The 11,841-nt window shown below is 72.7% G+C and carries 14 protein-coding genes; 12 read left to right on the top strand and 2 right to left on the bottom strand.

The annotated features are described in order from the left end of the window. Positions 1-4 precede the first annotated feature (4 nt). From ABGB10_RS19525 to ABGB10_RS19495, 7 genes are all read left to right on the top strand, one after another. Positions 5-907: a sulfotransferase domain-containing protein gene (locus ABGB10_RS19525; protein WP_347662360.1), complete on the top strand. Its 903-nt coding sequence runs from the start codon at positions 5-7 to the stop codon at positions 905-907. Next, the gene (locus ABGB10_RS19520; protein ID WP_347662279.1) at positions 904-2,166 is read left to right on the top strand and encodes a hypothetical protein; all 1,263 of its coding nucleotides are present in this window, start codon (positions 904-906) and stop codon (positions 2,164-2,166) included. The genes ABGB10_RS19525 and ABGB10_RS19520 overlap by 4 nt, the downstream gene beginning before the upstream one ends. A gap of 202 nt (positions 2,167-2,368) precedes the next feature. Continuing rightward, entirely contained in the window at positions 2,369-2,860 is a 492-nt protein-coding gene (locus tag ABGB10_RS19515; protein ID WP_347662277.1) for a UDP-N-acetylglucosamine--LPS N-acetylglucosamine transferase, read from the top strand. Next, positions 2,857-3,528 carry a glycosyltransferase gene (locus ABGB10_RS19510; protein WP_347662276.1) on the top strand — a complete coding sequence of 224 codons (672 nt, stop codon included), beginning with the start codon at positions 2,857-2,859 and terminating at the stop codon, positions 3,526-3,528. The genes ABGB10_RS19515 and ABGB10_RS19510 overlap by 4 nt, the downstream gene beginning before the upstream one ends. Continuing rightward, the gene (locus ABGB10_RS19505; RefSeq protein WP_347662275.1) at positions 3,525-4,448 is read left to right on the top strand and encodes a glycosyltransferase family 2 protein; all 924 of its coding nucleotides are present in this window, start codon (positions 3,525-3,527) and stop codon (positions 4,446-4,448) included. The genes ABGB10_RS19510 and ABGB10_RS19505 overlap by 4 nt, the downstream gene beginning before the upstream one ends. A 98-nt stretch (positions 4,449-4,546) precedes the next feature. Continuing rightward, a complete protein-coding gene (gene aroC, locus ABGB10_RS19500; protein ID WP_347662274.1) occupies positions 4,547-5,725 on the top strand; it encodes a chorismate synthase in 1,179 nt (392 codons plus the stop codon). Then, positions 5,725-6,228, top strand: a complete 504-nt coding sequence (locus ABGB10_RS19495; protein ID WP_347662273.1) for a shikimate kinase — start codon at positions 5,725-5,727, stop codon at positions 6,226-6,228. Before aroC ends, ABGB10_RS19495 begins: the two co-directional genes overlap by 1 nt. A gap of 60 nt (positions 6,229-6,288) precedes the next feature. On the opposite strand, the gene ABGB10_RS19490 is transcribed toward ABGB10_RS19495, so the two are convergent. Continuing rightward, positions 6,289-7,017 (bottom strand): alpha/beta hydrolase, encoded by a 729-nt coding sequence (locus ABGB10_RS19490; RefSeq protein WP_347662272.1) that lies wholly within the window; start codon positions 7,015-7,017, stop codon positions 6,289-6,291. Between the two features lie 79 nt (positions 7,018-7,096). Between ABGB10_RS19490 and ABGB10_RS19485 the strand changes: the two genes are divergently transcribed. The 5 genes from ABGB10_RS19485 to nusB all read left to right on the top strand — a co-directional run bounded on the left by ABGB10_RS19485 (position 7,097) and on the right by nusB (position 10,991). Then, positions 7,097-8,095, top strand: a complete 999-nt coding sequence (locus ABGB10_RS19485; protein ID WP_347662271.1) for a YafY family protein — start codon at positions 7,097-7,099, stop codon at positions 8,093-8,095. Between the two features lie 10 nt (positions 8,096-8,105). After that, entirely contained in the window at positions 8,106-9,185 is a 1,080-nt protein-coding gene (gene aroB / locus ABGB10_RS19480) for a 3-dehydroquinate synthase (protein ID WP_347662270.1), read from the top strand. Then, on the top strand, positions 9,182-9,634 hold the full coding sequence (gene aroQ / locus ABGB10_RS19475) for a type II 3-dehydroquinate dehydratase (protein WP_347662269.1): 453 nt from the start codon (positions 9,182-9,184) through the stop codon (positions 9,632-9,634). Before aroB ends, aroQ begins: the two co-directional genes overlap by 4 nt. 365 nt (positions 9,635-9,999) lie before the next feature. Further along, positions 10,000-10,557, top strand: a complete 558-nt coding sequence (efp, locus tag ABGB10_RS19470) for an elongation factor P (protein ID WP_088990319.1) — start codon at positions 10,000-10,002, stop codon at positions 10,555-10,557. Positions 10,558-10,580: 23 nt separating this feature from the next. Further along, positions 10,581-10,991 carry a transcription antitermination factor NusB gene (gene nusB / locus ABGB10_RS19465; protein ID WP_278142245.1) on the top strand — a complete coding sequence of 137 codons (411 nt, stop codon included), beginning with the start codon at positions 10,581-10,583 and terminating at the stop codon, positions 10,989-10,991. Positions 10,992-11,066: 75 nt separating this feature from the next. Here nusB and ABGB10_RS19460 read toward each other — a convergent pair whose 3' ends face one another. After that, positions 11,067-11,555 (bottom strand): transcriptional regulator, encoded by a 489-nt coding sequence (locus tag ABGB10_RS19460; RefSeq protein WP_007458348.1) that lies wholly within the window; start codon positions 11,553-11,555, stop codon positions 11,067-11,069. Positions 11,556-11,841 lie beyond the last annotated feature (286 nt).

Below are 11,841 nucleotides of genomic sequence, written 5' to 3'. Positions count from 1 at the left end.
CGTCGTGGCGTCCATCCGTGACCGGGTCAAGCAGTTGGTCCCGACCCAGGTGACCACCCGGCTGAAGGAGTCGCTTGTCGACTACGGGGTGCGCACCAGTGATCGCCGGCCGCTGCCGGATTTCCTGATCATCGGCACCAAGCGGGGTGGCACCACCTCCCTGTGGAACTACCTCATCCAGCACCCGTTGGTGCCCCGCCTGTTCCCGGCGTGGAACACCAAGTCGGCGCACTACTTCGAGGAGCACTGGGGTCGCGGCGAGGCGTGGTACCGCTCGCACTTCCCGACCGAACGGCAGCGGGATGCCCTGGCCAAACGGCACGGCGGGCCGGTCCGGGTCGGTGAGGCCGCCCCGTTGTACATGTTCCATCCCCTCGCCGCGCAGCGGGTCTCGGCGCTGATGCCGACGGTGAAGTTGATCGTGTTGCTGCGTGACCCGGTGGAGCGGGCGTACTCGCACTGGAAGGAACGCCGCACCCACGGCATCGAGCCGCTGGACTTCGCCGCGGCGCTGGCCGCCGAGCCGGAGCGCACGGCGGGGGAGCGGGAGCGGTTGATCGCCGAGCCGGAGTCGTTCAGCGAGGCGTACGACTGGTACACGTACCGGGCCCGGGGGCGTTACCTGGAGCACCTGGAGCCATGGTTGGAGCGCTTCGACTCCGACCAGATCCTCTTCCTGCCGAGCGAGGATCTGTACCGCGACTCCCGCGCTACCTACCGGCGTACCCTCGACTTCCTCGGGCTGCCGGCGTACGACCTGCCCAACTTCAAGGTCTACAACGACAGGCGCTCGGCACCGCTGGAGCCGGCGGTGCGCGCTGAGCTGACCGACTACTACCGGCCGTACAACGACGCGCTGCGTCAGCGGCTCGGGCTGGACCTCGACTGGGCGGACCGGGCGGCGTGACGACGCGGGTGGGCCCGGACGCCGACCCACGCTCCCGGGTGGACGGTCTGGGCTGGGTGAGCCGCGCGGTCTTCCCGGACGAGCGGGTCGGCCTGACCGTGGGCGGCGCCCCGCCGGACGGTCACCGGTCGGTGGCCCGGTACGCGGTGGTGCCGTCGGTGGCCCGGGCCCGGTTCCTGGTGCCGTTGGGCGCGCCACGGGCCGGGGCGGCGTCGCTGCTGGCGTACAACGCGCTGCGGCCACCGAAGGTGCGCGCGGTGCGGGCGGTCCTGGGCGGGTTGGCCCGGTTCGGTCGGGTGGGGCTCGCGCCCTTTCCGACGCTGACCGTCTCGGTGCCCGCCGGGTCGTCGGCGGCCGAGTTGCTGCTGACCGAGCGGCTCGCCGCCGACCTGGGTGGCACGCCGCTGCTGGCCGCGTGCGGGGTCCGGCCGCCCGACCCGAACGGCAAGCCGACCCTGCAGCTCTTCACCGCCGACGGTCGTCCGCGCGGCTACGCGAAGATCGGCTGGAACGACGCGACACGCGCGCTGGTCACCGCGGAGGCGGCGGCCCTGCGCGGGCTGGGGGCGGTCGTCGGCGTGGCGGACCACCCGACGCCGCCGAGGCTGCTCAGCGAGACGGCGTGGGCGGGCCAGGTGGTCGCGGTGATCGAGCCGTTGCCACCGGCGGTACGCGGTGTGCCGGTCGACGACCCTCCGCGGATCGCGGCGCTGCTCGCGGTCGCCCGGCGTGGCGGTCCGGCGGGTACGCCCCGACCACTGGCCGGGTCGACCTTCCTGACCCGGTTGGCCGGGCTGGCTGATCGGGCCGCCGCGGCCGAGCCGACGGGTACGCGGGCGGTCGCCGCGGTTTCCGCGCTGGCCCGCCGGCATGGCGACACCGGTGTGGAGTTCGGCCACTGGCATGGTGACTGGGTGCCGTGGAATCTGGGCTGGCACGCCGGCCGGTTGGTCGCCTGGGACTGGGAACACAGCGCCCCGGACGTGCCGGTCGGCTTCGACCTGGCGCACGACGCGTTCCAGCGTGCCCTGGTGCTGCGGGGGGAGTCGGCAGGCGCGGCGGCATCGGCTGTCGACGGACACCTGGGCCGACACGGCGAGCGGCTCGGCCTCGACGCCGCGCAGCGGCGGCTGGTCGCCGACGCGTACCTGGTGGAGATGTGGCTGCGGACCTGGCGGCTGGCCGACGCGGGCGCGGGCTGGAACGCCGCGCTGCATCCCGCACTGCTGGATGTCATCGAGAAAAGACATAGCGGCTGATCCGGGGGAATCGCGGCGTCGGGGATGCGTCGCAGAGTGACGACAAAATCGCAGGTGGTGATGACGATCGATGGACTTTGGACGATCGGCGTGTCCGACAGCCCGATGTGGAGATCGACGTCTCGTCCGGTCGCGCTATTCAACGACCGGACATCGTGTGATCTGCTTCTGCGTGGCGTGAACTGAAATTCCAAGCGAACTTGTGGGGAGTCGCGTGGACACGAAGAACGATGACGGTGCGGCACCGGTGCTGCTGCTGGTCGGATCCAGCGGCGGCCACCTGGCCCAACTACTCGCACTGAGGCCGTGGTACGAGCAGTGGCGGCGCTGTTGGGTCACCTTCGACACTCCGGAGGCGCTGTCCCTGCTGGCCGGTGAGGATCTGGTGCCGGCGCACCACCCGACCACCCGCAACGTGCCGAACCTGCTGCGCAACGCGCTGCTGGCCTGGCGGGTCCTGCGGGCACGGCGGGTCGCCGCGGTGGTCACCACCGGTGCCGGGGTGGCGGTCCCGTTCGTGGTGCTGGCCCGGATGCGGCGCATCCCGACCGTCTACATCGAGGTGTACGACCGGATCGACACCCCGACCCTGACCGCCCGCCTCTGCCGCCCGTTCCTGTCCGCGATGCTCGTGCAGTGGGACGAGCAGCGCCGGCAGTACCCCGAGGCGACCGTCGTGGGGACGCTGCTGTGACCGGGGAGACGGGCACCGCCCGGCGTCCGCAGCCGACCGTCGAGGCGCCCCGCCTTCCCCGCCAGCGGGACAGCACGTCGACGTCCCAGGTCCGGGTGTTGGTCGCGGTCGGCACCGACAAGCACCCCTTCGACCGGCTCGTCGACTGGCTGGCGCAGTGGCACGCGCAGGTCGCCGACCCGGTCGGGCTGACCGTGCAGCACGGGCACACCGCTGTGCCACCGCTGCCCGGCGCGGTGCCGTTCCTCGGTCATGACGCGCTCCAGCAGGCGATGGCCGACGCCGACCTGGTGGTCTGCCACGGCGGCCCGGCGACCATCCTGGAGGCCCGCCGGCACGGCCACCTGCCCATCGTGGTGCCCCGCAACCCGGCGCGCGGTGAGCACGTCGACGACCACCAGCTCCTCTTCGCCCGCCGTCTCGGCGCCGCCGGACTGGTGGCGCTCTGCGAGACCCGGGAGGCGCTGCACGACGCGTTGACCGCCGGGCTGGCCGACCCGACCCGCTATGCGGTGGCCACCGACCCGCAGGCGCACGAGGCGCGACGGGCGGCGGTGGCCCGGGTCGGGCGGATCGTCGACGACCTGGTTGCCGGCTCTACCCCGCGCCTGTCCCGGTGGCGGGTCCGGCCCCGCCCGCGTCCGGGCACGAAGGAGACCTCCCGATGACCCCGCAGTCGAACGTCAGCGTCGTGGTGCCCACCCGGGACCGTCCCGAGCTGCTGCGCGCGGCGGTGGGTGCGATCCTGGGCCAGGAGTACCCGGGCCCGATCGAGGTCGTGGTGGTGTTCGACCAGTCCGCTCCGGACGAGTCGTTGACCGACCTGGGGCGCGGCCCGGATCGGGCGGTGCGGGTGATCCGCAACGTCCGTACCCCGGGGCTGGCCGGGGCGCGCAACAGCGGCACCCTCGCGGCGCAGGGCGAGCTGGTCGCGTTCTGCGACGACGACGACGAGTGGCTGCCCGGCAAGCTGGCTGCCCAGGTCGACGCGCTGGCCGCCGACCCGGGGTCCGAGTTCGTCTGTTGCGGCATCCGGGTCAGCTACGACGGCAGCACCGTCGACCGGGTGCTCGACAAGGAGCGGATCACCCTGGACGACCTGCTGCGCGACCGGATGACGGAGCTGCACCCGTCGACCTTCCTGATCCGCGCCACCGCGCTGCGCGACGGGTTCGGTCTGGTCGACGAGGAGATCCCGGGCAGCTACGCGGAGGACTACGAGTTCCTGCTCCGGGCCGCGCGCAGCGCGCCGCTGATCAACCTGCGGACGCCGTCGGTGCTGGTCCGCTGGCACAAACGCTCGTACTTCGCGCAGCGCTGGGACACCATCTCCGAGGCCCTGCAGTGGCTGCTGCGGCGCTACCCGGAGTTCGCCACCCAGCCGGCCGGCGAGGCTCGGGTGGCCGGGCAGATCGCGTTCGCCCAGGCCGCCTCCGGTGACCGGCGCGGCGCCCTGCGCTGGGCGCGACGCACCCTGCGGAGCAATCCCCGCGAGCCGCGCGCCTACCTGGCGCTCGCCGTCGCCGGCCGGGTGGTCCGCGCCGACGCGGTGCTGCGCAGCCTGCACAAGCGCGGCCGGGGGATCTGAGCTGCCGCCGCCCGGCCCGACCGGGCGGCGGCGTCCGCAGGGCGGGACGCGCCGGGCGGCACGGTGGGGCGGCGACCGGGCGTGACAGACTGAGCACCGTGTTGCGCTGGTTGACTGCAGGTGAATCGCACGGTCCCGCCCTCGTCGCGATGTTGGAGGGGGTGCCGGCCGGCATCGAGGTGACCACCACCGTGATCGCCGACGAGCTGGCCCGTCGGCGGCTGGGCTACGGCCGTGGCGCCCGAATGTCGTTCGAACGGGACGAGGTCGAGCTGCTCGGCGGCCTGCGGCACGGCGTCACCCTGGGCAGCCCGGTGGCCATCAGGGTCGGCAACTCCGAGTGGCCGAAGTGGCAGACCGTGATGGCCGCCGACCCGGTCGACCCCGACGAGCTGGCCCGGCAGGCCCGCAACGCCCCGCTGACCCGCCCCCGGCCGGGCCACGCCGACCTGGCCGGCATGCAGAAGTACGGCCACACCGACGCCCGGCCGATCCTGGAACGCGCCAGCGCCCGGGAGACCGCCGCCCGGGTCGCCGTCGGCGCGGTCGCCAAGGCACTGATCCGTCAGGCGCTCGGCATCGAGATCGTCTCGCACGTCGTCGAGCTGGGCCCGGTGGCGGCGAAGCCCGGGCTGCGCCCCGTCCCGTCCGACGCCGCCCGCATCGACGCCGACCCGCTGCGCTGCCTCGACCCGGAGGCCAGCGCCCTGATGGTCGCCGAGGTCGACGCCGCGAAGAAGGCCGCGGACACCCTCGGCGGCGTGGTCGAGGTGTTGGCGTACGGGGTGCCGCCGGGGTTGGGCAGCCACGTGCAGTGGGACCGCAAGCTCGACGCCCGACTGGCCACCGCGCTGATGTCGATCCAGGCGATCAAGGGCGTGGAGATCGGCGACGGCTGGCAGCAGGCCCGGTCCCGTGGCTCGGAGGCGCACGACGAGATCATTCCGTCGGCCACCGGCGTCCGCCGGGTCACCGACCGGGCGGGTGGTCTGGAGGGTGGCATCACCACCGGCGAGCCGCTGCGGGTCCGCGCCGCGATGAAGCCGATCTCCTCGCTGAACCGGGCCCTCTCCACAGTGGACGTCACCACCGGTGAGCCGGCCACCGCGATCAACCAGCGTTCCGACGTCTGTGCGGTGCCGGCCGCGGCGGTTGTCGCCGAGGCGATGGTGGCGCTGGTGCTCGCCGAGGCGGCCACCGAGAAGTTCGGCGGCGACTCGATCGCCGAGATCCGCCGCAACCTGGCCGGTTACCTCGACGCGCTGGTCATCCGCTGATGGCACCGGTCGTCGTGCTGGTCGGAGCGCCCGGCTGCGGCAAGACCACCGTCGGGCGGGCGCTCGCCGACGCCCTCTCGGTGGAGTTCCGCGACACGGACATCGACATCGAGCAGATGGCCGGCAAGCCGATCCCGGAGATCTTCATCGACGAGGGTGAGGCTCACTTCCGTACCCTGGAGCGGGCCGCGGTGGCCGCGGCGCTGGCCGGCGGCACGGGCGTGCTCGCCCTCGGCGGCGGCGCGGTGTTGGCCGAGGAGACCCGGGCCGCCCTGGTCGGGCACCGGGTGGTGCACCTCTCGGTCGAGCTGCCCGACGCGGTGAAGCGGGTCGGGCTCGGCGCCGGCCGTCCGCTGCTGGCGATCAACCCGCGGGCCACCCTCAAGCACCTTCTGGACCAGCGTCGGCCGCTCTACGCGGAGGTGGCCACCGAGACGGTGACCACCGACGGCCGGACCCCGACGGCGATCGTCGCCGAGATCGCCGCGCTGCTGCCGCGCTGACGCCCGCACCCGGCCGGTGGGCCACCGGCCGGGCGGGCAGCCCCCACTTCGGGTCTGTGCTCAGCCCCGGGTGGCCGCGTCGAGGATGTCGGCGAGAGCCTTCGGTTCGCTGAGCATCGGCCAGTGCCCGGTCGGCAACTCGAACAGTCGGCCGCCGGCCAGCCCGGTGAAGAACGGGTGCCTCTCGTCGATCATCTGCCGGACCACGGCGAGCGGGAAGGTGCTGGCGACCAGGGCGGTCGGCACCGGACGGCCGCCGGTGCGTCGGACCGGGTCGGTGGCCGCGCGCAGCGGCTGCGGCGTGGCCCGGGCGCGCAGCAGAGCCAGCATGGGTTCGTCCAGACCAGCCAGGTTTGTCGGGTCGGCGGTCGGATCCCAGGCCGGCGGCGGCAGCAGGTCACCGTCACCGATCGCGGCCCGGAGCCGTTCCTGCTCCTCCGGCGGCACCGTGTCGAACTGCGCGGTGCCGTCCGGCAGTGGCCCGCTCTCCACGTAGACCACCCGGGCGATCCGGTCCGGGATGCGGTCGGCCGCCTGGGCGACCGGCATGCCGCCACCGGAGTGCCCGACCAGCAGCACGTCGCGCAGATCCTCGACCTCGATCAGCCGGACGATGTCCGCGGTGTGCGTCTCCAGGCCGACCTCCGGCCCGGCGAGGTGGTCGCGCTCGGCCAATCCGGTCAGGGTCATCGGGTGGACCTCGTGGCCCTGCGCGCGCAACGTCGTGGTCACCTCCCGCCACGCCCAGGCGCCCAACCAGAACCCCGGAACCAGCACGAACGTCGCCATCTGTCGCTCCTTCTCTCGGTTACCGACAGACCGTACGATCGAATGCGGACAGAATCCGCCCGGTTTGGAGGAGTGGCCCGTGTCACATCCCGCCGGTCGGGTGCTGGCTCTCCTCGAGGTGCTGCAGGCCCGGCACCGCGCGACCGCCACCGAGTTGGCCGGCTGGCTCGGCGTCGACGAGCGGACCGTGCGCAGGTACGCGGCCACCCTGGTCGAGCTGGGCATTCCCGTCACCGCCGACCGGGGCCGCCACGGCGGCTACCGGCTGCACTCCGGGTACAAGCTGCCGCCGCTCATGCTCACCGACGACGAGGCGGTGGCCGTGCTGCTCGGCCTGGTCGTCGCCGAACGGGTCGGGCTCGCCACCGAGCAGCCGGCCACCGCCACCGCCCTGGCGAAGATCCGTCGGGTGCTGCCGGCGGCACTCGCCGACCGGCTCGCCGCCGTACAGGAGCACCTGGGCTTCACCCTGCGTCGCCCGGAGCAGGAACGCGGACCGGCGTCGGGTACTCTGCTCACCCTGGCCTCGGCGGCTCGACACCGGCAGCGGGTGGCGTTGGACTACCGCTCCTGGCGGGGCGAGCGCTCGCACCGGGAGCTCGACCCGTACGGGCTGGTCTTCCACGCCGGCCGTTGGTACGTCACCGGCCACGACCACCGGCGCGGCGAGGTCCGCATGTTCCGGCTGGACCGGATCGGCGCCGTCACGCCGGGCGAGGCGATGTTCACCGTGCCGGACGGCTTCGAGGCGGTCGCCTGGGTGACCCGGTCGCTGGCCGGTGTGCCGTACCAGCACGAGGTGGAGGTGCTGCTGGAGACCGACCTGGTCGCCGCCCGTCGGCGCATCCCGCCCAGCGTGGCCGAGTTGACCGCCACCACCGACGGGGTGCTGCTGCGGGCCCGGGCGGAGAGCCTGCCCGGTATGGCCGCGCTGCTCTCCGGCCTGGGCTGCCCCTTCACCGTGCGGCAGCCGGACGCGCTGCGCGCCGCCGTGGCCGAGCACGCCCGCCGACTGGCGGAGTGGGCCGCCCGGCCAGCAGGTGGACAGACGCCGTCGCCGCGCCGCCCGCTGGACTAGGCTGCCGGCGATGGACGAAGTGACCCGGATTCCGGTCGGCGGCGAGCGGCCGTACGACGTGTTGGTGGGGCGTGACCTGCTGGGCGCGCTGCCCGGCCTGCTGCCCGGCGCGAGTCGGGCGGCGGTGCTGCACGCGCCCCCGCTCAAGGCTCTCGCGGACGCGGTCGGTGAGCGGCTGCGCGCCGCCGGTGTCGAGCCGCTGCCGATCGAGGTACCCGACGCCGAGTCGGGCAAGCAGATCGACGTCGCCGCCGCCTGTTGGGACCGGCTCGGGGAGGCCGGGTTCACCCGTACCGACGCGGTGGTCGGGGTGGGCGGCGGTGCCGTGACCGACCTGGCCGGGTTCGTCGCGGCCTGCTGGTTGCGCGGGGTGCGCTGGGTTCCGGTGGCGACCTCGTTGCTGGGCATGGTCGACGCCGCTGTGGGCGGCAAGACGGGGATCAACACGGCCGCCGGCAAGAACCTGGTGGGCGCGTTCCACCCGCCGGTCGGTGTGCTGGCCGACCTGGCCACGCTGGACAGCCTGCCCGAGGTCGACCTGGCGGCCGGGCTCGCCGAGGTGGTCAAGTGCGGGTTCATCGCCGACCCGGCGATCCTCGACCTGGTCGAGCGCGACCCGGCGGCGGCCACCGACGTGCGCGGGCCGGCGACGCGGGAGCTGATCGAACGGGCGATCCGGGTCAAGGCCGACGTGGTCGCCGGTGACCTACGCGAGTCGGGCGTGCGGGAGGTGCTCAACTACGGCCACACCCTCGCCCACGCGATCGAGCAGAACGAGGGCTACCGGTGGCGGCACGGCCACGCCGTCGCCGTCGGCCTGGTGTACGCCGCCGCGCTGGCCCGGCTCGCCGGACGGCTCGACGCCCCGACCGCCGACCGGCACCGGGTCACCCTGACCGCGCTCGGTCTGCCGGTGAGCTACCCGGCCGACGCCTGGCCGCGCCTGCTGGCCACCATGCGGGTGGACAAGAAGGCCCGGGGCAACCGGCTGCGGTTCGTGGTGCTCGACGGGCTGGCCCGCCCGGCGATGTTGGAGGGCCCGGACGACGCGCTGCTGGAGGCCGCCTACCAGGAGGTGGCCGTCCCGTGAAGGTCTACGTCCTGAACGGGCCGAACCTGGGCCGGCTGGGCACCCGCGAGCCCGAGGTGTACGGCGCGACCACCTACGCCGACCTGGTCGCGCTGTGCGAGGCCACCGGTCGGGAGCTGGGGCTGGACGTGACGGTCCGGCAGACCGACGCGGAGCACGAGCTGCTCGGCTGGCTGCACACGGCGGCCGACGAGGGCGCGGCGGTGGTGCTCAACCCGGCCGCCTGGTCGCACTACTCGTACGCCGTGCGGGACGCCTGCGCCATGCTGCGGGGGCCGTTGGTGGAGGTGCACCTCTCCAACATCCACGCCCGCGAGGAGTTCCGGCACCACTCGGTGGTGTCCGCGGTGGCGACCGGGGTGATCTGCGGGCTCGGCGTGGACGGCTACCGCCTCGCGCTGCATCATCTGGCTGCGTTGGATCTGGCCGCGCTGGGCGTCGACAGCTGACAGCGGCCCGGCACGCCGGCTTCGCACGTACTCCTGCTTCCCTGATCTCACACTGAGTGGCGACGGCCCCGGTCGATCCCGACCCACCGCCTCCCTTTGCTCTGCTGCCCTATCCGCACCACCCGGCTGATCTGCGCTTTCGCCCGACGATGCCCGCGGCGGTCGGGACCATGACGGAACTCATCGTGACCGTCGCCTCGGCGGGTGCAGAGCAAAGGGCGTAGGCGATGTGCGTGGGATCTGTCGGCGGGTACGGAGGGGGCGCCCCCGGGCGAGGCCGTCGGTGCTGAGACGGCGGCGGCCGACGTCCGGCGCGGAGAGTAGACTTCCCAGGTCTGTCCGCCAATTGATGATCAAGGCAGGAAATGGCCTCCACCAACGACCTCAAAAACGGCCTGGTACTCAACCTGGACGGCGAGCTCTGGGCCGTCGTCGAGTTCCAGCACGTCAAGCCCGGTAAGGGTGGTGCCTTCGTGCGCACCACGCTGAAGAACGTGCTGTCCGGGAAGGTGGTCGACAAGACCTTCAACGCGGGCACCAAGGTCGAGACCGCGACCGTTGACAAGCGCACGATGCAATACCTGTACGCCGACGGCGAGGACTTCGTCTTCATGGATCTGGAGACCTTCGACCAGATCACCGTGCCTGGCGGCACCGTCGGCGAGGCAGCCAACTACCTGCTGCCCGAGGCGGAGGCGACCGTCGCCCAGCACGAGGGGGTGCCGCTCTACATCGAGCTGCCCACCAGCGTTGTGCTGGAGGTCACCTACACCGAGCCTGGCCTGCAGGGCGACCGTTCGACCGGTGGCAACAAGCCGGCGACGGTGGAGACCGGCGCCACCGTGCAGGTGCCGCTGTTCATCACCACCGGTGAGAAGATCAAGGTCGACACCCGCGACGGCCGTTACCTCGGCCGCGCCTGATGGCTGAGGGTTCCAAGCAGCAGATGCCGGCGCGCCGCAAGGCGCGCAAGCGGGCGCTGGATGTCCTCTACGAGGCCGACCTACGGGACAAGCCTCCGGTGGAGGTGCTCGCCGGCTACGTGCAGCGGATCGAGCAGCCCCGACCGGAGCACCTGGGCTACGCGGTGGGTCTGGTCGAGGGTGTCGCCGAGAACCTCAACCGGATCGACGAGCTGATCGCCAGCTACGCCGAGGGTTGGACGCTGGAGCGGATGCCGGTCGTCGACCGGAATCTGGCCCGGATCGCTGTCTACGAGTTGCTCTACGTCGACGAGATCGACGACGCGGTGGCGATCAGCGAGGCCGTGGAGCTGGCCCGGCAGATGTCCACCGACGACTCGCCGCGCTTCCTCAACGGGGTGCTCGGCCGGATCGCCGAGTACGCCACCCGCTGATCGAGCCGGCACCAGCACCACGATCGAAAAGGGCCCGTGCCATCCGGCACGGGCCCTTTCGGGTGGAGCTACCGCTCAGGAGGCGAAGAACGCCCGGGGGTCGGCCACCAGCACACCGTGCTCGGTGAGCCGCTCGATCAGGCCCGACGGTGAGGCGTCGTACACGATCGCGAGTGCCCGCAGGTCGTCGGCGCGGATGGAGAGCACCCGGCCGTTGTAGTCACCACGCTGCTGCTGGATGGCGCGGGCGTAGCGCGCGACGTAGGCCAGGTCCTCGGAGGCCTCGTCGTAGAGCCGCTCCAGGTCCAGGACGATCTTGCTGGTGGGCTCGTGCCGGACGCCGCTGCCGTCAGGCAGCAACTCCGAGACGGGGACACGGTAGAACTCGGCCAACTCGGCCAGACGGGACACCGTCACGGCCCGGTCGCCGCGCTCGTACGAGCCGACCACCACGGCCTTCCACCGGCCGTTCGACTTCTCCTCCACACCCTGCAGGGAGAGACCCTGCTGTTGGCGGATGGAGCGCAGGCGGGCGCCCAGCGACTTGGCGTATTCAGAGGGCATTCGGACACTCCCAGTGCTGCTCGGGGTTCTCCCGTCGATCGCTACGGAGCGTGACGGTACGGGGAATGCGACACGTGGTCAAGTGGTCGTGACCCTACCGTTGAGGAGCGTCCGGGAAGTTATCGCCGTTTCGTGGTGCTGATCCGGTGGTCAGCGGCCGCCGTCCATCGGCCCGGTGACCACTGGTAACGTGGCGTGAAGCCCCGGCCCAGGTCCGTTCCTACGGTCCGGCCGGAGGTGCCCGACATCCTTTAACGACCCGTCCCGTGAGGCGGGGAAGGAGGTC

Origin of the sequence: Micromonospora sp. B9E7, assembly GCF_039871815.1 — a bacterium.
Lineage (GTDB): Bacteria > Actinomycetota > Actinomycetes > Mycobacteriales > Micromonosporaceae > Micromonospora.
Note: the sequence above shows the minus strand (reverse complement) of the source record. Positions and strands in the feature narration are given on the sequence as shown.